Annotated in this window: 13 protein-coding genes and 1 pseudogene; 8 read left to right on the top strand and 6 right to left on the bottom strand. The window is 67.7% G+C overall.

Annotated elements, in window-relative coordinates; genetic code table 11:
* Window positions 1-172 precede the first annotated feature (172 nt).
* The 4 genes from ACSYGN_RS09800 to ACSYGN_RS09785 all read right to left on the bottom strand — a co-directional run bounded on the left by ACSYGN_RS09800 (window position 173) and on the right by ACSYGN_RS09785 (window position 8871).
* Window positions 173-610, bottom strand: a complete 438-nt coding sequence (locus ACSYGN_RS09800; protein ID WP_460393944.1) for a DUF7919 family protein — start codon at window positions 608-610, stop codon at window positions 173-175.
* 139 nt (window positions 611-749) lie between these two features.
* On the bottom strand, window positions 750-1118 hold the full coding sequence (locus ACSYGN_RS09795; protein ID WP_460393942.1) for a hypothetical protein: 369 nt from the start codon (window positions 1116-1118) through the stop codon (window positions 750-752).
* 143 nt (window positions 1119-1261) lie between these two features.
* Entirely contained in the window at window positions 1262-1630 is a 369-nt protein-coding gene (locus tag ACSYGN_RS09790) for a hypothetical protein (protein WP_460393940.1), read from the bottom strand.
* Complete coding sequence (locus ACSYGN_RS09785; RefSeq protein ID WP_460393938.1) at window positions 1627-8871, bottom strand: RHS repeat domain-containing protein; 7245 nt, start codon at window positions 8869-8871, stop codon at window positions 1627-1629. The genes ACSYGN_RS09790 and ACSYGN_RS09785 overlap by 4 nt, the downstream gene beginning before the upstream one ends.
* Before the next feature lie 342 nt (window positions 8872-9213).
* Between ACSYGN_RS09785 and ACSYGN_RS09780 the strand changes: the two genes are divergently transcribed.
* On the top strand, window positions 9214-13479 hold the full coding sequence (locus ACSYGN_RS09780) for a ricin-type beta-trefoil lectin domain protein (RefSeq protein WP_460393936.1): 4266 nt from the start codon (window positions 9214-9216) through the stop codon (window positions 13477-13479).
* Window positions 13480-13517: 38 nt separating this feature from the next.
* On the opposite strand, the pseudogene ACSYGN_RS09775 reads toward ACSYGN_RS09780, so the two are convergent.
* Window positions 13518-13961, bottom strand: a pseudogene (locus ACSYGN_RS09775) (hypothetical protein).
* A 1149-nt stretch (window positions 13962-15110) separates the two neighbouring features.
* On the opposite strand from ACSYGN_RS09775, the gene ACSYGN_RS09770 reads away from it, so the two are divergent.
* From ACSYGN_RS09770 to ACSYGN_RS09760, 3 genes are all read left to right on the top strand, one after another.
* Window positions 15111-15539, top strand: coding sequence for a hypothetical protein (locus ACSYGN_RS09770; RefSeq protein ID WP_460403347.1), 429 nt, complete (start codon window positions 15111-15113; stop codon window positions 15537-15539).
* A gap of 20 nt (window positions 15540-15559) precedes the next feature.
* Window positions 15560-17908 carry a hypothetical protein gene (locus ACSYGN_RS09765; protein ID WP_460393934.1) on the top strand — a complete coding sequence of 783 codons (2349 nt, stop codon included), beginning with the start codon at window positions 15560-15562 and terminating at the stop codon, window positions 17906-17908.
* A 197-nt stretch (window positions 17909-18105) separates the two neighbouring features.
* Window positions 18106-18624, top strand: a complete 519-nt coding sequence (locus ACSYGN_RS09760) for a hypothetical protein (RefSeq protein WP_460393932.1) — start codon at window positions 18106-18108, stop codon at window positions 18622-18624.
* A gap of 86 nt (window positions 18625-18710) precedes the next feature.
* On the opposite strand, the gene ACSYGN_RS09755 is transcribed toward ACSYGN_RS09760, so the two are convergent.
* Window positions 18711-19001, bottom strand: a complete 291-nt coding sequence (locus ACSYGN_RS09755) for a hypothetical protein (protein WP_460393930.1) — start codon at window positions 18999-19001, stop codon at window positions 18711-18713.
* A gap of 201 nt (window positions 19002-19202) precedes the next feature.
* Between ACSYGN_RS09755 and ACSYGN_RS09750 the strand changes: the two genes are divergently transcribed.
* From ACSYGN_RS09750 to ACSYGN_RS09735, 4 genes are all read left to right on the top strand, one after another.
* The gene (locus ACSYGN_RS09750; RefSeq protein WP_460393928.1) at window positions 19203-20045 is read left to right on the top strand and encodes a helix-turn-helix domain-containing protein; all 843 of its coding nucleotides are present in this window, start codon (window positions 19203-19205) and stop codon (window positions 20043-20045) included.
* Window positions 20027-20239: a DUF397 domain-containing protein gene (locus ACSYGN_RS09745; protein WP_460393926.1), complete on the top strand. Its 213-nt coding sequence runs from the start codon at window positions 20027-20029 to the stop codon at window positions 20237-20239. The genes ACSYGN_RS09750 and ACSYGN_RS09745 overlap by 19 nt, the downstream gene beginning before the upstream one ends.
* Before the next feature lie 66 nt (window positions 20240-20305).
* On the top strand, window positions 20306-21955 hold the full coding sequence (gene metG, locus ACSYGN_RS09740) for a methionine--tRNA ligase (RefSeq protein WP_460403345.1): 1650 nt from the start codon (window positions 20306-20308) through the stop codon (window positions 21953-21955).
* The gene (locus tag ACSYGN_RS09735; protein ID WP_460393924.1) at window positions 21952-22635 is read left to right on the top strand and encodes a phosphatase PAP2 family protein; all 684 of its coding nucleotides are present in this window, start codon (window positions 21952-21954) and stop codon (window positions 22633-22635) included. Before metG ends, ACSYGN_RS09735 begins: the two co-directional genes overlap by 4 nt.
* Window position 22636: the final 1 nt, after the last annotated feature.

Genomic DNA, 22636 nt, shown 5'->3' with positions numbered 1-22636 from the left:
TGTTCCGCGTCGGATGCTGAGCGGCGAAGGCGTCGCGAACTGCACTCCTGCGTCCCCAGCGGGGGACTTCCAGCGGACGTGTCGCCCGTGCACAGTGCAATTCCACCCGGCTTCGGAGAGGTTTCGCGTGCCGTCGGGGAGGATTTTATCGTCGACCGGTCGGTCGTGGGGTCTATCCAAGTCTCCGTCGGCGAGATGGTCCAGTAGTCGCTACAGCACGGGGGCAGACTTCGGACCGGACGGCGTCGATGAACTCGGCGGGCGGTCCGTAGAGGTGGTCGACGATGTAGTGGATGATCAGGTTCGGAGCGACGTAGAGCACTCCGTCGTCCGAAACGGCCCGAATCTCGGCATGGCCGAGCCTGTACGTGAAGCCCGCCCGTGCGGAGGTCGCCGTATGCTCGGTGTACTCCGGACAGAGGGTGCACGTGTGCCAGCCCCTGCTCGCGTGTTGCAGCAGCGAACCGAGATCGATGATGTTCGCGAGATCTTCCTCGGAGATCTCATCGATGGTGTAGTCGTGGCCATCCTCCAGCCAGCCGATGGTGAGACCCTCGGGCTCTTCGTATTCGATGAAGTCGTAAAGTGACAAATCCGCGTAGTAGGTCATGCCGTTTCTCGCCCCACCGATCGGTCAGGTCATATTTGGAATGGGTCGAACTCACGGCACAACGCCATACACCACCCATGCCCTGTTTGATCAGAACGCTGATGTGATCAGGGAGGATGTCAAAAGGACGGCGTAGTCCTCAGCCATCAGCGTCCGCGGGGCGGCGGGAGATCACCTGGGGGAGTTTTCCCGCCTTCCAGTAGCCGTCGAGGATCTTGAGCAGGCGTTCGTGGTCACGGAAAACCTCGGCGATCCGATCGCCGTATTCCTCGAGGAGCGGGTCGCTCTCCACCATCTTGCGGCCGGCGCCGTGGAAGGACGACGAGTAGGCGTGACAGTTGCCGCACCACAGGTAGTTGATCCACGCGGGTTCGGTCCGGCCGTATGTCGTGTGGTGGTAGATGCGCATGGTGACATGGCCGCAGATCGGGCAGGTTCGTTCGGTCACGGGCAGGTGCAGTTGGGCGCCGAGCGCTTCAAGGTGCTGCTGGTCGTAGGGGCGGGGCATGGTTCTCGGACCTCTCTGCAGAGCAAGGACGGGCACCGAGCCGGTCGGCCGTGGTGGGAGGTGATCCCACCACGGCCGACCGACGTCGCGTCAGCTCCTGGTCCTCGCAGCGCGCCGTCCTCCGCTAAGAGACCGTCAGCCTTCTACCGCCGCACCCAACTAAAACTCTGCGGAAGCACACCATCTTCCCACAGTCGGTCGAGTCTCGCGAAGAACTTGGAAAAGCTCGCGTCGAACTCTTCCCACGCCACCGGATCCACTTCTCGCCATGGATCAGAAATAATCAGCCCGACTGGAAGTGGGCCGGTGGAGCCGGACATCTTGCGGCAAGCAGCGCACCAAGTGTAGCTGATCACGGCGGGGCGATCCGGGTGCGGGACATTTCTGAGGTAGGTGCGAACCGAAACCTCTCCACACGAAGGGCAACGCCACTCCGACTGATTCTGGAGGAAATTCCACTCCCTCCCGAGGGTCTCGATTTCCGATTGCGTGAAACGCTTCATCTGAATCACGACCCCACCCTTCGCCTAAAAACGCTGAGCATGGATTCCCCATAGCTCTCTGCAGCGGACTCCTTGCCACCCAAAGACTTTGGCCAGGTAGCGAACATGCGATGGTGATAGGTCTCGTGAAAGATCGTTTTCACGGCCGTATCCATGTCAGCCAGCCCCATGTTCGAGATTTGAATCACAGGCCGCCCACGGGGGCCAAGGCTCGGTTTTCCAAACCCATCGTGAGGACTGTTCCCGTAAGCAGGCATGCCATTCGTTCCTCTGATTTCCGGCACGTGCACGATGTCATACCGGGAAACGCTCATGCCGGCTCTACCCAGCGCCATCTTCACCTGCTTGATACTAACGGCAGCGCCGTTCTTGCCCCCGGGGGCACTTTGGGGTGCTGCTCCCCTTTGGTCCGAAGGGGACTCGTTCGGCTTCGACTCGGGCTTGGGCTCCGGGGCCGGAGTCGGCTCCTCCCCGCCCCCGGCCTTCCCGCTGCCGCCCGGTTCCTTGCCGCCCTTGCCGGTGCCGGACTTGGGTGTGGACGGCGCGTCGCCGGACTTGGGCGTGGTGGGCGCGGGGTCGGCCGGGGTGGTGGTGGGCAGGTCACCGGAGAGCAGTCTCTTGACCGCTCCGACGAGGTCTTCGCCCTCCGACATGGCCGCCTTGACCGCCTTGACGGCCTTGATTCCGCCGCTGACCGCCTTGTAGGCGCCGTAGCCGTCGACGGCAAAGGTGCCGACCACGCCGGTCCACTGGCCGGCCACGTACGAGGTCGAGCCGGTGTCGACGCCGAAGAGGTTGGCCAGCGGGTGGTCGTCGACGTAGCCCGTGTAGCCGAGCTGGAACGGAGTCTCGTTCGAGTAGCCCGTCCAGCCGTTGAACCACTGGTTGTCGCCGTTGACGATGCTGGCGAACCCGTTCCAGCCGTCGGAGAGCTTGTTGACGCTCCACTGCCACGGGTCGCCGACGAAGCTGTCGCCCACGCCGCAGAAGAAGCTGCCGATCGAGCTGCCCCAGCCCGAGTACCAAGACAGTCCGTTGGGATCGCTTCCCGAGACGGGGTTGCCGGCTCCGTAGCCGTAGCCGCCCATCTGGTTCGGGTCGTCGCTCTCGAAGAGCGGGTCGACCGACAGGAAGCGGCCGGTGACCGGGTCGTAGTTCCGTGCCCCGAGGAGGTCCAGACCGGAGGTGGCGTCGGTGGGCTTGCCCAGATATCCGTGGTTGTCGGCCCACCCGGTCGGCGCGGGGCCGCGCGGGTTGCCGTACGGGTCGAAGGCGCGCCGCGTGACGGCCAACGTGCTGCCGTCCACCTGGAGCTGGGCGGTGCCCTGCGGCGTGGTCGGCTGGTAGCTGAACTGGCCCTTGCTGGAGCGGACCGTCATCGTGCCGTCAGGGGCGCAGTAGTAGCGCAGACCCGTGACGGCCTTGGTGGCGGTGTCGAGGCTGAGCTGCTCGTTGCCGCCGAAGAGGTAGAGCGTGTTGTTGCCCGGTCCGCGCTGGATCAGCAACTGGCCGTCGGCGTCGTAGAGGTAGCCGGTCTTCTTGCCGTCGGTGGTGGTGGCGGAGGTCAGGCCCTCCTCGTTGTACTCGATCCCCTGACTTCCCGGGCGGGCTCCGGTGGTGGTCCGGGTCTTCGTGTTGCCCGCGTCGTCGTACTCCGGGGTCAGCACGGACGTGCCGGTGGTGGGGTTGCGGGTGGTGACGGTGGACACCGCGTTGGGCCGCTTGGCGGGGGCCGTGCCGGCGCCCGGGTAGGCGAACGTCTGGGTGGTGTCCTTGGCGGCGTTGCCGGTCACGTCGTGCGCGACCTGCTGGGTGCGGTCACCGAGCTGGTTGAACTGCCAGTCCGTCCAGTACGGGGCCGGCCCGCCGATGGTCGCCGGGCTGGGGCGTGAGGTGGTGCACCGGGCGAGCTGGCCCGCGGCGGCCGTGGTGAGGCCCTTGGTATCTGTCCAGGCGGTGGTCAGCCGGTCCTGTGCGTCGTAGGCGAAGCACTGGGTGTCGGCGGTCCGGTCCGTGCCGCCGCTGGAGCGGATGTCGGAGATTGCGGTGATGTTACCGGCCTGGTCGTAGCCGTAGGTGGTGTCCGAGATCGGGTTGGCGGTGTTGGTCTGCAGGGTGACCCGGTTGGTGGCCAGTCGGCCCGTCGCCTGGTCGTACGTCTGCGCGGTGCGCAGCTGCTTCGACGGGGTGCCGACGGTGGTCTGCAGAACCTCCCCGAGCGGGCTGTAGTTGACCGTGGCGACGTACGGCCGGCTGGGCGTGCCCATGCTGACCAGGCCGCCCTGGAGGTTGTAGCCGTAACCGACGGTCTCGGCCGGCAGAGCGCCGTCGGCGCCGTACGTGGTCGCGGCCAGCAGGCCGACGTTCTCGGTGTAGGAGGCCTTGGCGGTGTAGGTGCCCGCCAGCGGGCCCTCGGCGTCCGGGATCACGGTCGAGGTGCTGGTCGGCTGGCCGATCGCGTTGTACGAGTCGATCTTCTGGACGTAGGCGCTGCCGTTTTTGCCGCCGACGTAGCGGATGGACGCGACGGGCAGTCCCTTGCCGAGCTCGTCGTAGGTCCACTCCGCCAGCAGCTTGGACGGGTCCGTCGTGCCCTCGCCCGAGTACTCGGCCTTGCGGCGGCCCAGCAGGTCGTGGGTGAAGGACAGGGTCTGCTTGCGGGCGTCGGTGGTGCGGTCCAGCCGCCCCATGTCGTCGTAGTGGGAGGTGGAGGTGCCGGTGTCCGGGTCGGTCTGGGAGACCACGCGGCCCTGCAGGTCGTAGTCGTAGGACCAGGTGTTGCCCACCGAGTCCTTGACCGTCTCGACCTGTCCGCCGCGCGTGTAGGTGTAGCGGGTGGTGATGTCCGCCGTCGCCGCCTTGTCGGGGGTCCCGGTCGACCAGAGCACGGTGTTCGACGCGTCGTACACCGCGACGTTGTCGTCGGACTGCACTTTCAGATAGCCGCCGGTGTGGCCCGAGGTCCGGCTGGACCACAGGGTGGTCTTGCCGGTGGCGTCCATGACCGCGAAGTTGCCGTCGGTCTGCATGACGGCGTACGCGCCCGGCTTACCGGCCGTGTCGGACGACCACAGCACCTTGTCGCCGACCAGCGAGGTCAGTACCAGGTTGCCGTCGGCCTGCATGGCCAGCCGGACACCGGCGGAGACCAACGAGGTGCCCGAGGCCAGCTTGCCGCCGGAGGCCAGCTTGCGGTCCGGCGTGGTGTCGCGCATCACCGTGGATGTGGTGCGGCCGAGAGCGTCGGTGTAGGTCGTGGTGGACTTGCCGCCCTGCGGCGGGGTGGTGTCGACCCGGTCGATGCCGCGGTAGTCCGTCGAGGACGTGAACAGAGTGCTGGCGAAGGAAGCAGTCGAGGTGGTGACTGGCCTGCCCTGCCCGTCGTACGACGTGCGGGTCACCGATGGGCCGGTGCGGTTGGTCTCCGCCCACATCGTGCTGCCCGGCTCGTGCTCTGCATCGGAGTACGCCGCGATGTCGGAGACGGTCCAGCCGTGTGAGTCGTAGTACGTCGAGGAGACGAGTCGGCCAGCCGAGTTGTCCGCCGGGGTCGACTGCGTCTGGCGGGGCTGCAGCGTACCGTCGTAGATGGTGACGGAGGTGCTGTAGGAGCCGTCCTCACGCAGGCTCTTGGACGTCACCGACGACGGTGTGGGGTTGTCGCCCACGCCGTGGACGTCGTAGCTGTAGATCCGGTCGGGGGTCTCGCTGTCCTTGTCCCGGCCCGGCGACCAGACCTTCTCCCGCCGCCCGAGCGCGTCGTAGGTCGCGTCGGTGACCTGCTTGTTGACGTCCACCGCGTGGGTCACCGAGCCGCGGCCCGGTGAGACCGTACTGGTGGCCGTCCACTTCAGCGGGTTCGTCGTGGACAGGGTGGTGGGCAGGATGCCCGAAGCGGGCTCGTACGACGAGGTCGTGGTGTTGCCCGCCGCGTCCGTGTTCGCGACGACCCGGCCGTACTTGTCGTACGACATGCCGCCGAGCGTCTGGTACTTCGGGTCGCCGCTCGCGTCGTACGAGGTGACCGACTGGGTCGCCGTGACCAGACCGAGCGAGTCACCGTTCTGGCCGAGTCTGCCCAGGGTGCCGACCTTGTCGACCGAGCCGTCCCCGTCGTAGAAGATCCGCTTGTCGGAGAGGGTGGTGTCCTTGCCGGGGGCGGTGCCGCAGGGGCCGGCGACGCTGCTGGTCTCCTTGGGGTAGACCAGCATCATCGGGTTGTCGGCGGGCGCGTCGGCGTAGTTCGTGGTGGTGCAGGTCTCCTGTGCGGGCTTGGAGACGTCGCCCTCGTCGTCGACCTTCCAGGTCCGGCCCTTGTCGTCGAAGGTGGTGCCGGAGCGGGTGGTGCGCCAGGTGCCGTCGGAGAGCAGCCCCATGGTGCGGGACGAGGTCGCCGTGATGCGGCGTGCCGTCATGTCCGGCAGGGTGGAGAGCTTGTCGGGCTTGGGGTCCTCGGACGTCCACGCCGTGCGGTTCCGGGAGACGGTGACCTTCGAGGTGGGCGGGTCGGTGAGGGTGCGGCCCACGACGGTGCCGCCGGCCTTGGGGTAGGTCAGGGCTTGGTACGGGGTACCGGCCAGCCAGGGGCTGTCTGTGATCTCCTCGTCCAGCGCGTTCTTGACCTTGACACTGCGCTTGGACCCGTCGGACTTGTAGTCGCCGTCCATACCCTGGAGGTAGGAGACGGTGTTCTGAGTGACCGGGTCCGGCGCCGCGCCGGTGGTGGTGGTGACGGTGCGGAAGCCCCGGAAGTCGTTCCAGGTGCGGTGCTTGTCGTCGGTCAGGTCGGAGTCGTCCCGGTGCCAGGCCGCGCCGCCGCCGTAGGTGTAGTTGGTGACCTTGGCGGGCGAACCGGCCTTTGTGCGGTCGCTGTCGGTGACCTGCGCGACGAGCGTCTTGTGGAACCAGTCCTCGATGGGCTCCACGCCGCCCGGGGTGTTCCAGAACACCGGGTAGCAGGCCATGGTGTTGCTGTCGGCTGAGGCCGGCATGTTCTTCTTCTCCCGCGAGCACTCCGGCGCGCGGTAGGTGACCGCGACCGACTCGCCGGTCTCGGTCTGCACGCTGGAGATCCGGGGGTGGAACAGCGGCGGGGCGGCCGGGGTCAGGCCGTCCACGCGGTTGTCCATCTCGATGCCGGCGAAGGTGACCGGGTCGAGGGTGATCGGCTTGTCGCCGCCGGCGGAGGTGTCCTTGCCGGTGTGGACGATGGAGGACAGCCACATCACCGACTGGAGCGAGCCGGTGCTCTTGGGGTCCTGGGTGTTGCCGGTGACCGGGTCGTAGGTGCCGCCCGCGTCCGAGAACACCTGCCCCAGGTCGTAGCTGTCGACGTCCTGCCAGCCGGAGGCGGTGCGCACCGAGGTGTCGATGCCCTTGAGCCGGTACGTCGACCAGAAGGTCGGACCGGAGGTCAGGCAGACGCCGTCGGTGTCGTCGTCCTTGACCTTGTTCTTCCAGTCGGATTCGCAGTGCAGGTCGTACGGGGTGTCCGGCCAGTTCTTCGCGGTCTTGGAGGAGAGGTTGTCCGCTTTGCAGACCGTGTCGGAGGTGGTGCAGCGCTGCGCGGTGCGGAAGACCACCTTCGCGGCCGGTTCGCGGCCCGCCCGGGCATCGGCCAGCTGGTAGCCGTAGGAGATCTGGGTGAGGTGCCCGCCGCGGACGTACTTGGTGATCTTGCCGCCCTTGTCGTCCTTGGCGACCTGGCCGTAGCCCATGTTGTAGTAGTTGGACTCGGTCGCCCAGTCGTAGCGCTGGACGTTGCCGTGCGGGTCGACGACGAAGTCCAGGTTGAACCGGTAGCCGACCGGCTTGTCGCACTGCGAGTCGTCGCCCTTGTCGGAGTCGTGGCAGGGGTCGCCCGACTTGGGGTGGTAGACCGGCACGCCCCAGGCGCTGTCCGTGGCGCTGTCGTCGGTGGTGCCGGGCGCGTGGTTCAGGCCCAGGTAGTAGGCGGTGCCGTCGGTCGTGGTGACCTTGAAGTACTCGCCGTCCCACAGGCCGTTGGACGCTCCGGTGAGCCGCTGGATCCGGGTGCCGTCGTCGGCCTGGAGGTGGTACTCGCCGTCCGAGTCGCGGACCAGCTGCCCGTTGTGGGTGCCCAGCTGGATGGTGGCGTTCCAGCCGCCCCAGCACTCGTCACCGGAGTCCTTGATGCCCTGGTCCTTGCAGCTCTTGTAGGAGCGCTCGATGAACCCGGGGCTGTAGGACCAGCCGTCGCCGACCCAGGAGGACTGGGAGTTGCGGGCCGAGGTCTCGCCGTCCACCGACTGGGAGTCGTAGGAGAGGCCGACGTTGGGCGCCTCACCGCCGAGGGAGGGCGGCACCGTGATCGGGTAGTTGTACGTGAACGCACCCGAGGCCGAGGATGACCAGGCGCCCGAGGCGGACAGCGAGGTGGCACCGAAGTCGCCCTGTGAACCGTTGCTGCCCGCTACCGCCGCGACCGCAACGCCCGAGGAGGCCAGGGCGGTGCGGGCGGAGGGAACGGCGGGCTTGCTGGGTGCCTTGGCAGCGGTACTGCCGGGTACGGCGACGGTTGCGGTCACCTTCCGGGCCTGCGGGTCGTTGACCGACTCCAGCGGCGTGCGGGCACGGCATTCCGCTACCTGAGGTGTCGTCAGGGCACAGGCCGGCATCGCCACCAGGCGCAGCCGGGAGGCCCAGCCACCGCCGTACGCCTGCTCGATGGCAGCGTAGTTCAGCGAGACGGACACGCCGCCGGCGCCGGTGCGGTGGTCGGCGCGCGCCAGGCCGACCAGCAGTCCGTCGACGCCGGCTCTCTTGGCCTGTCCACGGCCCGCGAGTTGCACCCGTACCGCGCCTGCCGGGGCCACCGGGGCGCTTCGCCCGACGAGTGCGCGGGCGTGTCCACCGATCGCCGACGGCGCGGCGGGCGACAGCGAGACGGGCAGCGAAGCGGCCTTCACCTTGCCCCCCGCGGCGGCCGCGGCCCGGCTCCGCACCGTGGGCGCCTTTCCGAGGTCGACGGTCGCGGTGGCGCCGACAGGCCACTTCGGGGTCTTCACCCCGTGTCGGGCAAGCTCGCGGGCGCCAGGCGGCGGGGTGGGTTCCCTGAGGCCGGGGCTGTCCGCGGGGTGTCCCGGGACCTTCGGCTGCTCGGGCAGCGGATCGGCCGCCCAGACCTCGTCCTTGTACTGGTAGCCGCCGACCACGACGTCGGCTACGGCTGGCTGAACCGCCAGTGAAAAGGCGGTGGTTATCGCCGCCCAGAGAAATATGCGCCGCACCCATGCCTGCTTTTGGGCGCGTTGATGTCGAACTGGTCTTCCGCGCATGCGTGAGTCCCCCATGTGAAGAGTCCAGAAGCCGAATTGAGCAGTGGTCAGCTGACGGCCTGTCTGGTCAGATCGGAACCGTATTGCGATGTCAGGGGCACAGCAATACCCTTCCTCAGCGGTCACACTGCTCTCAGCCTTAACACAGGTCCCTCATGAGTCCTTCACAGCGGGGCACGGCAGAAGAAACACCGCAAATCCGACACGCGACGGCCCTCGGGGGGACGCGCGCTGTGAGAAGGACCACAGCGGAGCGCCGGGGGACGCCGCCCACGCTCCTCGAAAGGGCGATTCATGGGGGAGTTCACCCGCGTCCGGAGTCATCCGGCACGCAATTTGACACGGCGTCTGTCGTTGTCGGCGGCCGTCATCGGCCTGTTGCTCGGCGCTGTCGGTCCTGTCTCGGCGGCAGTCCCGTCCGCGTCGGCGGCCGCCGACGGCGCGGACAGCTCACCGCTCGCGGCCGCCAGCGCCGAGGCGGCCAGGAGCGGACAGCCGGTCACCGTCGGCCAGTTGACCACTGAGACCACGGAGACCGTCGCCAATGCGGACGGCACCTTCACCCAGACCACGCATCTCCAGCCGACCCGGGTCCGCAAGGACGGTGACTGGAGGGACGTCGACGCCGGCCTGGCCCGGAACTCCGACGGCACGTTCTCCACCAAGGCCACGCCGTCGGCGCTGACCCTGTCCGGCGGTGGCGACGGACCGCTGGCCACCCTCGTCAACGAGGACGGGCACCGGCTTTCGTACACCCTCCCGTTCCGCCTGCCCACCCCGGTCGTCAGCGGTGCCGGCGCCCAGTACAGCGACGTGCTGCCGGGCGTGGACCTCAAGGTGACCACCACCGACCAAGGTGGCTTCCACGAGGTCCTGATCGTCCACGACGCCAAGGCCGCCGCCGACCCCGCCCTCGCCTCGCTCCGTCTGACCACCGCGACGAGCGACGGCATGGCCGTGAACGCCGACCGGGACGGCCAGGTGACCGCCGCCGCGTCGGACGGTACCGCCCTGTTCAGCTCGCCCACACCGATGATGTGGGACTCGTCCGGCTCACACTCCCCCGCCGCGGCGTCGAAGACGGTGGTCCGGAGCTCCGCCCGCGCGGAGAACGCCCCGGCCGCGAAGGGCGCCACCGGAGAGACCACCTCGACCGCGGAACAGCCGGGCAGCGCCGCACAGGTGAAGCCGATCGCCGTCACCAGCGAACCGGGCGCGCTCACCCTCACCCCGGACGCAGACCTGCTCGGCGGCAAGGACACAGTCTGGCCGCTCTACATCGACCCCTACACCAGCCCGATCACGAGCAAGAAGAGCCACTTCATCACGGTCAAGGAGGGCTGCCCCTCGCAGAGCCCGTACGACGACGCGCAGGACAACGGCGAGGGGGTCGGCTACGAGCACTGGCGGAACTGCTTCGGGCTCAACCGCGCGTATTACGAGCTCAACACCGGCAACCTCACCAAGTCGATGGTGATCTCCAAGTCCGTCGTGCACCTCACCTCGACCTACGGTGCCTCCTTCGACTGCGACAACGAGACGAGCGTGCGGCTCGCCACGGTGTCGGGGATCAGCAAGAACACCGACTGGGACCACCAGCCGAAGCTCGCCGGCGACGGCTACATCGGTGGTACGCAGAAGGTCAAGAGCTCCAACATGAGCCAGCACTGCGGCGACCACGACGTCAACTTCGACGTCACGGGGCAGATCAGGAAGCTGGCGGGCAAGGACGACAGCTGGACCTTCGGCCTGTGGGGCAACGAGTCCAAGTCCTCCAGCAATTACGACTTCGTACGGTTCGCGACCAACCCGTACCTGACCACGGTGTTCGACATCGCCCCCTCGGAGCCGGACAGACTGGGCACCACACCCGCCACGATCAACCCCGCGAGCAACGGCTGCGACGGCGCGGCCGACGGCTGGATCGGCGAGTCCGGGCTCGCCGGCGACACCTCCGACATCACGCTGAACGCGCACCTGAACACCGACATGAGCGGGGTCAACCTGCGCGCCCGGTACGAGGTGTGGGACACCAAGACCGCGGACGACGACGGCAGCTCCACCAGCAAGAGTAAGCCGGTCAGCGGCTGGGTCAGCGACGGCGGCACCACCCGGGTCAACATCGGCTTCAAGGCCGCGGACGGCCACCAGTACGGCTGGCACGTCAGGGCCGACGACGACACCCTGATGAGCGGCTGGTCGCCGAACTGCTACTTCAAGATCGACCTCAGCGCGCCGAGCATCCCCTCCTTCACCGACTCCACGGTCTTCCCACCGCTCGGCGCCGATCAAGCACCCACCGGCCACGCCGGCGACGAGGGCGTCAAGATCAAGGTGACCGCGAACGACCCGACGCCCACCGGCTGCACCCGGGGCAGCTGCGTCAGCAGCGGCATCGACCGGTTCGAGTACTCGCTGGACACCAACATCCCCGGCAACGGCGCGACCAAGGTGGACGCCGTCGCCGGCACGGGCGGCACCGCCACCGCGGAGGTCCCGATCGTACTGAGCGCCGCGCAGTGGGGCGCGCACACGCTCTACGTCCGGGCGGTCGACAACGCGGGCAACACCCAGGGCACCGTGGGGCAGTACAGCTTCTTCGCACCCTGGAACCCGAAGACCAAGGTCACCGCCGGTGACCTCGACGGCGACGCCGTGCCCGACCTCGCCGCTCCCACCCGCGACGGCGACCTGGTCCTGGTCCGCGGCAACGCCGATCCGGCCGCTCCGCCCAGCACGATGTCGACCAAGGCGCAGAGCCCGGACGGCACCGGCTGGGACAACTATCTGGTCGCCCACCGTGGCACCGCCACCGGCAGCAACGTGGACGACCTGTTCGCCTACAACAAGACGACCCACGAGCTTTACCTCTACGCCAACGACGCCGTCACCCCGGGCGGAACCGCCGGGCACTTCACCCTGACCCAGAACGTCGTTCCCATCCGCAATTCCGATTCCTGCCCCGCTAAGGGCTCCGACGGCACCTGGGACAACGTGACGCAGATCCTGGCGCCCGGCAAGCTGGCCCAGTTCGCGGACGTGCCCGACCTGATCACGGTCGACAACGGCGAGCTCTGGTACTACCCCGGCACCTTCCAGGCCGGCTGCAACCTCGGCCCGGGCGTGAAGATCGGTACCGGTGACTGGTCCGACACCACCCTGCTCGCCCCCGGCACCGTGGGCGGCGTCCCGACCCTCTGGGTCCGTGACAACGCCACCGGCGCGATCAGCAGCTTCCCGCTGACCTTCTCCGCGGGCGTCCCGACCGCCAAGCCGGCCGTCCCTCGGCACGCGCCGCTGGTCTCCGGCGTACTCGACACCAACAACAAGAACCTCTGCCTGGACATCGCCAAGTCCGGCACCGCCAACGGAACCCCGGCGCAGATGTACACCTGCAACGGCACCGACGCCCAGATGTTCACCCTGGGCACCGACCACACCGTGCACGTACTGGGCAAGTGCCTGGACGTCACCAAGGGCGACACCGACAACGGCACCCTGGTGCAGCTCTACCAGTGCAACAACACCGGCTCCCAGGAATGGGTCCCCGGCCCCTACCCGGGCACGCTCAAGAACCCCCAGTCCGGCCGCTGCCTCGCCGACCCCGCCGGCAACCGCAACCCGCGCACCCAGGTCGTCATCTGGGACTGCAAGAACATCGCCGACCAGAAGTGGGCCGCCACCAACGGCAATGTGCTGCCCGCCGCCCAGCCAGTGCTTCCGGTCGCCGTAGGCGAACAGGACTACCCGACCGCTGCCTCTCCGGGCGACGTGCAGGGCACCGGCTTCCCGGCGCTGTACGCCGCGTCCCGGTCCGGCCGCATGATCGAGTACCCCGGTGCCGCGGCCGAAGGCGGGCTGGCACAGTTCACCACCCCGGTGAACATCGGTCACGTCCACCGGCCCGCCGACTGGTGGAAGCTGGACGGCACCGCGGACAGCGTCCGCCCCGCCAACAGCCTCACCCTGAACGGCGGCGCCGCCCTGACCGCCGACGCCGCCCGGGGGAGCGCGCTCGCCCTCAACGGCAGCACCGGCTACGCCGCCACCTCGGGGCCCGTGCTCGACACCAGCCGCAGCTACACCGTCTCGGCCTGGGCCAGCCTGAGCAGCCTGACCGCGAACTCCACCTTCGTCTCGCAGTCCGGCACCAGCGCCAACGGCCTCCAGCTGTACTACTCCAGCGGCGCGCACGCCTTCGCCTTCGGCCACGCCCACGCGGACGACACCGAGGGCCAGTTCACCAGCGCCTACGGGCCGACCACGGGAGTGCAGAGCCCGAGGACCAACACGTGGTTCCACCTGGTGGGCGTCTTCGACGCCGACACACAGCAATTGCGTCTCTACGTCAACGACGACCTGGCTGCCACAGCCTCCTACGAGGGCACGGTCTGGAACGCGACCGGACCGCTGCAGATCGGGCGCAGGATCGCCGAGGGCACCTACGGGGAGTACACCGCCGGCAAGGTCGCCGACGTCCAACTCTTCACCGAGGCCCTCACCCCCGGCGGGGTGGCCTCACTCGGCCGGAACCGCCCTGTTCCGACCCAGCTTGGCTGAGTTCCGGGTGCTGTGGACGGGGGCCCGCCCACCCAGGGCTAGGGGTGGGCGGGGCTCCGCGCTTGTGCTACACAGAGCCGTACCGGCCTGCCCATGGCTGCCCGGGTGCGGGAGGCGAGTTGGGGGAAGGCGTCTTCCCACACGGTGCGCACGGTGCGGCCGACGAGTGTGCGCAGCACCGGCCACAGCTGGAGGAGCAGTTCCTGGTTGAGGTAGCGGGGCAGATCGGCGCGCAGTCCCTCGTGCAGGACGGTGCGGTACAGGCCCATGCGCTGGCGAGGCTTGCCCAGGTCGTACGAGGTCATCCCGTACCAGGCCATGTGCAGCGGTAGCTCCACGCCCCCTGGGTCGGGCCGCGCAACTCGTCCAGTGACTCCGGCAGACGCCGCCAGAACTTCTCCCGGTACAGCGCCAGGTCCTCGGCAACCGCGCCCGAGAGGTCGCTCGGCCTGGGTTGGGGGGTGCTGCGGGCTGGAGGGAATGACTCCATTATGGCGACCGGAGAAATCGTGCGGGGCATGATGTGCGAGTTGGCGTCCGGAGTGAGCCGAGGCGGATCCTGCCGGTGAGCTGGATGTGCAGTCTCTTCTGCTTTGAGCAGCAGGGACGGGCTGTCGGCCGTGACGCTCGTTTGACGCTCTGGACACCCGCACGCAGGGCGATGAAGCGAGAAAGGTGATCTGACCTGGTCTTTTCCGCGACTCGCTCAGACCGACATCTTTCCGATGACCTCGCACGTGGAGTGCGTGGCCATTCTTGAGCCCGCGGCAAAGGGTCACTGACCAGCGTTTTCGCGGTGATCTCGAGGGTCTGACCTGTTTCCGTCCTCGCAACAGGTCGATCCGCCCGCACCGGCACTGACCTGCGCGTTCCCGTCGGTCGGGGCCGCTGTGGCGCCCGATGGCATCGTCTTGTCGGAAATCTTGACGCTCATCTGACGCTCGTCCAAGCAGACCTGTACGTGTGGCGGAGTATTGGACCTGTTCCGATGTGAGGTCTCCTTGGACAAGAACTGCCGTGCCTCCTGCGTCCCGACACGATGCCCTCGTCACGCTCGCCGACCCCGTCATCCGCTGACGCTGCCTCAAGCCGCCATCCCGGAGCAGGGTTCGCGGAACAGGGTCGATGCCATCGCCCTGGCCCTCGGTGAGCGTCCGCAGGCTCCCCGTGCAAGGTCGTCCCCATCGGCGAGGCCAAGGCCACCGCCGCCCGCCGCGGCACCGGCTATCTGCCACGGTGCCTGGATTCCGGACGGCGACGCTCGGGACCTGTACGGATCGGGTGCGGATCTTGGTGACGGCCTGCTCCCGGGCGCCTGCTGGCCGACGGTGCGGGTGATGGGGTCGCCATCGTCGAACGGGCGGGCGCATTGACGTAGTTGACGGTGATCGGTTCTGGTGGGCACCCCGTCTGCTGACTGCGTCGGCAGTCAGGTTCGGTGTGCCGACCCGCGCTCCGCGTACGCTGCGGTCGCGAACGCCGGGCTGCCGGAATTCGGTTGTTTCGTCCGGGCTTCGGGAATCCACTACCAGCCACCCCGCGCGCGGGTGATGATACAAACGACAGGTGATCAGGTCGGTGGCCGCGTGAATACGGTGGAGTGGCCCGCCCGGATGAACTTGGGGGAATTTGTGACGTTCGAGCAGGAATGGGATGAATTGCGCGGGGCGGCGGCCAAGCGGACAGCCATGCAGATCGACAGCATTCCCGCCGACGGCGGCGGAGGTGGTGGCGGGGACGACCTGGTGGTCAATCGGGACGACCTCGGCGCAATCGGCAATGACGCGTATGAGCTGCTGGGTCGCCTGGGGAAGGAGGGCGACATCGCCCGTTCCTCCACATTCGACGCGGCGACGGCGCTGACCAACGGGAACTTCGTGAGCGGTTCGGCCGTGCTGAAGGTGCATGACTTCTGGCAGGCTCACCTGAAGACGCTGCTGGATTCCTGTGCGCAGATCTCGAATCACCTCGATTACAGCAAGGCCCAGCACGCCAAGGACGAGGCGAAGGTCGAGGGAGACCTGCAGCGGATATCCGTGCTCACGGAATACATGAAATAGGGCTCGGGGGAGCGCTCAACATGCTCAAGTACGAGGACATAGTCGACGCCCCGGTGGCGAAGCTGAAGGCCGCCGCCGACGACTGGTCGGAGATGGCGGAGAAGCTGGACAAGCTCGCCGCCGACGCCGCCGACGGGATGAAGGCGAAGGCGGACAGCGCATCCTGGGAGGGCGTCAACGCAGGGGTCACCAAGGCGTTCATCGGCAAGACGGCCAAGGAGTTCGCGGACGCCGCGGCCGAGGCCAAGGGTGTGAAGCTGATCCTGGAAGAGGGTTACGCGGCCATCAAGAAGGCCAGGGACGACCTGGTCGGCATCCGGGGCCACGAGGGGCCCGCGGCCGGTATCCACGTGGACGGCAGCGGCAAGGTCACGGCGCGGTCTCCTGTGTCGGAGGACCAGGGGGCGCGGCACGACCCCGACTACAGCGAGATGTTGCGTCAGGAGAAGCGCAACATCGAGTCGTGGCAGCAGAGGATCGACCTCATCGTCGACAACTGCAACGACACCGACCTCTCCCTCAAGAACTCCCTCGAGGCCAACGTCACCGACCGCAAGGACTTCAACGCTCCGACGTACACGAAGCTGGACCAGGAGGAGGCCGCCCGCGCCGCCGCGCTGGCGGCCAAGGGCCGGGACATCACACACACCGAACTCGAGCAGCTCAACGAGCTGCTGAAGGACAACAGTTCGTCGGTCGAGTTTTCCAAAGACTTCTACGAGAAGCTCGGCCCGGAGAAGTCGCTCGCGTTCTTTGGCCAGCTCGCCACGGACACGTACGAGTACGGCAAGGTCGACCCGGAGCGCCTCAAGGACGTCCAGGAGCTCCAGAGGAACCTGGGTCTCAACCTGGCCACCGCCTCCCACGACAAGGAGTTCACCGACAAGTGGGGCCCGGAGCTCCGCAAGTTGGGTACGGAGCGCATTCCGCTGGCCAAGAACGACTACAACGGACCGTTCGGATACCAGCTGCTCGGCGGGATCATGCGGTACGGGAACTACGACGCGAAGTTCCTCAACCCGATCGCCGAACACGTGGCGCAGCTGCACAAGAAGGACCCGTACATGTTCGCCGACAACAAGGTGGTGAACAGTCCGTTCAAGAACCCGTTCAACCCCTCCGGAGTGAACGGTGCCGGCTACGACCCGGCCACCGCCATGCTGGAAGCGCTCGGCAACAGTCCGGAAGCGGCGAAGAAGTTCTTCACCGACCCCCCGACCGCGTACAACGAGGACGGTACGGTCAACCACGGAGCCACAGCCGACCTCGGAAAGGACAAGGACGGCAAGGCGATCAACAACTACCTCGACTTCTTCGGCAACGAGAAGTGGGAGTCCTTCCCCGACGTCAACTCGCTCGACGAGAAGGAACTCAAGGCGTCGCTCGACCAGATGCCCGACGCCCTCGGCCACGCCCTCGAGGCAGCGACCCTCGGCTACCCGGCCGGGCACCCGGACGGCACCGTGGTGCGGGACGCGGACAACGCCGCGGTCATGCAGAAGGTCATGGAGAAGTACGGTGCGGACCCGGGCCTGCTCAAGGAGCACCACGAGGCGATGGCCGACAGCCTGGGCGTCATGGGCGCCGGCTACATCGACGACATCAACTGGGCGCTGGACAAGAACGATCCAGACAGCGTGTTCGCGCCGGGCAAGAACCCGGACGGGCACTTCGACTTCGCGGACACCACGGACATGAACGGGCGGAGCGTCGCCCGGAGCTTCCTCAGCACCCTGGGTCAGCACCCGGACGCCTACGCGACGGTCTCGACCGCGGAACAGGTCTACACCCGTAGCGCGCTGGAAGAGACCGTGGGCCCGGACGGAAAGATCGACGAGGGCGCTGCCAGGGCGACCGTGCGGGTGGGAGCCGAAGTGCAGGGCATGCTCGACCAGTCCCGGGCCGACCAGGTGGAGGCGACGAACCTCAAGACCCACGAGGACTACGAGAAGGCGGTCGCCAAGCGGTCGGGCTGGGTCGAGTTCGGGGCCACGGCGGGCGTCGCGGCGGGCGTCGCCTTCCTGCCCGCGACCGCGGCCGTGGGCACGGCCGCGGTGCTCATCCCGCTGGCGACCGATACCGCCAGTGGCGCTGCCGAACAGGTCATCAGCCAGATGGTCGGCGACATCTCCGACAACTCGGTGGATGAGCACAAGGAGAAGATGGAGGAGCTCACCAGGGAGGATAAGACCAAGATCTACTCCGCCGGTGAGAACATGGCCGAGTCCCCGATGAAGGAGTTCCTGCTGCAGCACGGCGTGGACAAGCGCAGCGTGTTCAGGCAGGACCTGCACGAATCGATGCTGATCGGCTACGGGGTCGGCAACGATCGGGAGAACCAGCAGGGCAACGACCCTGAGACCGGCTGAGGCCCGTGGACGGCCGACGACACATAAGGATGCGGACAGTGATCAGTCGTAGGTCGGTACGCGGGGGACTCCTCGCCGCGGCCATGGCCGGCTCGTTGTTTCTTGCGGCCACGGGTTGTGGAGGAGACGGAGACAAGGGCGGACTTCCGAAGGACTACAAGGTCGTGGCGGGGACACAACTCTGCGGTGGGGGGGCTGTGTCCGCCGACGCAGCCAGAGCACTGAAGGTAATCACGGGGGCGTCGCGGTTCGAGGCGTCGGCAGAGAAGTACACCGTCGCGCAGGCCGCGGCGGTCCTTGTCGAGGCGTCCCCGGCCTCCACCGTGACCGAGGACGTCTGCCGTGTCTACACGCCGCTCGGCACGCCGGATTTCGAACTCAGAATCACCTGGGATCTGGTCGACGGCGCCTCGACGGACGCCCCGGCCCCGAAGTTCACCGTTCTGAAGATGGGGGAGGATGCCGTGACGGCGGCGGACAGCGCGTTCGTCCAGTTCGCGTGCAGGAGTGACAGGTTGGCCGGGTCGTCGAGTGCGGCCCACATCATCATCGGCGTGGAGCGCGGGGGTATGCCGAAGGAGCCCGAGGGCGACGTCAAGGCGTTGAAGGATGCCTACGCGACCGTGGCCCACTCCTTCTCGCTGGCCATGGCCAAGGAACTGCGCTGCGAGAAGAACGGCGGGCTCCCCGCGCGGCCCGTGCTGGATCCCGCGTAGCCGCCGACGTACGCGGAAACGACATCAGCGGGCCCTTTCTGTCCGGAGGAGGGCCCTCTGATCTCCGCCCCCGTCGTCGTCCTCCGTCACGTGCCGATCCCCTTCAGGATCAGGTCTGCGAGCATCACGGCCACGGGTGCGGAGCACACCCCGAGGTGGACGAGTGCGTACCGGGCCTCGCCCTCACGCTCGTCCGCCCATGGGGTGCGGATGTCCATCGCGGGGAGCTGGATGCCGGCCCGGGTGAGGGCGGAGGCGAGGGCGTCACGGGCGTCCATGGCCTCCTTGATCTTCGGGCCGCTGGGAGGCGGGCTGTCCGGGACGGACGCGTGCGCGATCGTCGTGGCGTGGTCCGGGTGTCGTGGTGTGGGGGGCATCGTCATCCTTCTCGGTCCATTCCTGGGGATTCCGCGTCCCGGTTGCGCTGCGTGTATTACGTTGCGCAGTCCGGGCGTTACGAGAATGCGCCCGGATCGGGACAACTGAGGTGTGGACGGGGTCGTGCTTCCCCGGGCCCCGGAGGCCGTTCCACATCTTCCACACCGTCCACGTGAGTCGCTCGGAGGGGAGCCAGTCGTATGCCGCAACGACGCGTCATCACCGGCCGCAGCCAGGAGCCACGCCAGCGCTTCGCCGAGGAACTGCGCCGCCTGCGGGTTGCCAGCGGGTTGAGCCTGCGGCAGCTCGGAGAGCGGCTGGGCTGGGACTGGTCCCTGTTCGGCAAGATGGAGAAGGGTGAGACCCTGGGCAGCCCGGAGGTCGTCCAGGCCCTCGACACGCACTACGGAACGCCGGGACTGCTGCTGGCCCTCTGGGAGTTGGCCGCCGGGGACCACACACAGTTCCGCGAGCGGTACCGGCGGTACATGGCGCTGGAGGCGGAGGCGGTGTGCCTGTGGCACTTCGCGGTGGGTGTGCCTCCGGGTGTCCTCCAGACGCCGGGGTACGCGAGGGAGGTTCTGGCGGCGGGACGGCTGAAGGGCAAGGAATTGGAGCAGCAGGTCAAGGCCCGGCTGACTCGACGTGACCTGCTGGAAGGTGAGGACGCGCCACACTTCCGTACGATCCTGTCCGAGACGGTGCTGCGCACGCCGTTGCGGGACACCGCTGCATGGCGTGAGCAACTGGCCCATCTGGTCGAGATGTCCGAGCGGCCCATGGTGGCGATCCAGGTGCTTCCGCACAGCGCGGGACCTCACAGCCTCTCGCACACCGACGTGATGTTCCTGCGAGTGCCGGACGGCCGTGCCGTGGCCTATGTTGAGAGTGCGAGCCGGGGAGACCTTGTCGAGAACGCTTCCCAAGTCGAAAATCTCCAGCAAATGTACGATGCGGTGCGGGACTTGGCCCTGTCCCCGGACGAGTCTCGGAAGTACATCCGGCGCGTGTTGGAGGAAGTGCCATGCGAACCATCGACCTGAGCGCCGTTGCCTGGCGCAGGAGTAGCTACAGCAACTCGGACGGCGGTCAGTGTGTCGAGATCTCCGACGACTTCGCCGCCGTCGTCGTCCCGGTACGGGACAGCAAGGCCCCCCGAGGTCCGGTGCTCGTCTTCCCGGCCGACGGCTGGTCCTCCTTCGTGGCGGCCGTCAAGAGTGGTCGCCTGGGCGACTGATGTTTCAGGACGCCGCTGCCGATGTCGGCGAGAATCCCCTTGTTCTCCGTGGAGGTCACCGCCGACATGAGTCCCCTGGAACCCGAGTCCGGGAAAGCCAAGACGTTCTACGTCAGCACCCCCATTTACTACGTCAACGACACTCCTCACCTGGGGCACGCCTATACGACGGTCGCGGGCGACGTGCTCGCCCGCTGGCACCGTCAGCGGGGTGAGCAGGCGTTCTACCTCACCGGCACCGATGAGCACGGCCAGAAGATCATGCGCACGGCCGAGGCGAACGGTGTCACCCCGCAGGAGTGGTGCGACCGACTCGTCGACGAATCCTGGAAGCCTCTCTGGGAGCACCTGGGGATCGCGAATGACGACTTCATCCGCACCACGCAGCAGCGGCATACCGGTCGTGTTCAGGAATTCGTGCAGGACCTGTACGACAAGGAGCAGATCTACAAGGGAAGTTACGAAGGCCCGTACTGCGTCGGCTGTGAGGAGTACCGGCTTCCCGGTGAATTGCTGGACGGCGAGGCACAGTACGCGGGGCAGAAGCTGTGCCCGGTCCACAGGACGCCGGTGGAACTTCTCAAGGAGGAGAACTACTTCTTCCGGTTGAGTGACTACGCAGACAGGCTGCTCGCCCACTACGAGGCGAATCCGGGCTTCATCCGGCCCGAGTCGGCCCGCAACGAGGTCGTGAACTTTGTGAAGCAGGGCCTTCAGGACCTGTCGATCTCCCGCTCGACCTTCGACTGGGGCATCCCGATCCCGTGGGACGACAAGCATGTGATCTACGTGTGGGTCGACGCACTCCTCAACTACGCGACGGCCGCGGGATACAACGAGGACCCACGGAAGTTCGACTCCACCTTCCCCGCCGACGTCCACCTGATGGGCAAGGACATCCTCCGCTTCCACGCGGTGATCTGGCCGACGATGCTGATGGCGCAGGGCCTGCGGCTGCCCGGGAAGGTGTTCGGGCACGGCTGGCTGATGGTCGGCGGCGAGAAGATGTCGAAGTCGAACCTGACCGGCATCAAGCCGCAGGACCTGACCTCGCACTTCGGCGTGGACGCGTTCCGCTGGTACTTCCTGAGGGCGATCGCGTTCGGCTCGGACGGGTCCTTCTCGTGGGAGGACTTCACCGCCCGCTACACCTCCGAGCTGGCCAACGACTACGGCAACCTCGCCTCGCGCGTCGCGGCGATGGTCGGCAAGTACTTCGGCGGTGAGCTGCCGGCGTCGACGGCGGACGGTGACGCCGAGAAGGTGATCCACGAGGTCCTGGCGAAGACCGTGGCCACCGCCGACGAGAAGATCGGCGAGGAACTCGACTTCCAGGGCGGCATCCTGGCGGTCTTCGACTTCGTGAAGCAGGTCAACGGCTACATCACGGAGCAGGAGCCCTGGAAGGTCGCGAAGGACGAGTCCGAGGAGGGCCGTGCCCGGCTGGCGACGATCCTCTACACGGCCGCGGAGTCTCTCCGCGCGGTCGCGATCCTGCTGAACCCGGTCATGCCGGAGACCTCCCAGAGGCTCTGGGAGTCCCTCGGCGCCGAGCCGACTCTGGGCGCCCTGGCCGGCCAGCAGGTGCAGGACGCGGGCACGTGGGGCCGGCTCCCCGCGGGCGCCACGGTCACGAAGGGCGCGGTTCTCTTCCCCCGCCTGGAACAATCGCCACCACTGAGCACCGCGGGTCGACCCGACGCGGTGGGGGTGTGAGCGGCCGGTCGGCGCCTGCGGTGCTGCCCCCGGCGCTGCGCGCGTGGCTCGGGCCGATCGCGGCGCTTGCCGCGCTGGTGGTTGTCGTGGTCGGGGTTCTGTACGCCGGACGCAGTCGGCCCGGCAGGGTGGACGCCTGGATCCAGTCGGCGGTGTACGGCGTGCGGTCGCCGTGGCGGCAAGTCGCTCTGGCCATGGACTTCTTGGGGGAGCCCGTGGGATCGGTGATGGTGGTCGGGGCCGCCGTAGCGGGGTGCCTGCTGCTTCGGCGTCCTCGTTTCGCGGTGCTCGTCGTGGTCGGCGTCTGCATGACCGTGGGGACGGCGACGCTGCTCAAGCATCTGGTGGGACGCACCATCCACGGCGACGGCAACCTGTCCTACCCGAGCGGGCACACCGCGTTCGCCACCGCGCTCGCCCTAGTGGCGGGGCTGCTCGCGACCGGCATGCTCGGTCTCGGCACGGCCGCCGGCACGTCACTCGTGCTCGCCGCGGCGCTGGTCGCCGGTGCCGCCATGGGCTGGGCGCAGGTCGCCCTGGGTGCGCACTACCCGACCGATGTTCTTGGTGGCTGGTGTACCGCGCTGGCGGTGATACCGGCGACCGCGTGGTTGGTCGACCGGCTGGCTGACCGGCTGGCCGATCGGACGGCCGATGCCGGTCTGCGGCAGCGTCACTGAT

The sequence above is a fragment of the Streptomyces sp. YIM S03343 genome (assembly GCF_054729195.1).
This window is presented reverse-complemented; position numbering and strand designations above follow the sequence as displayed.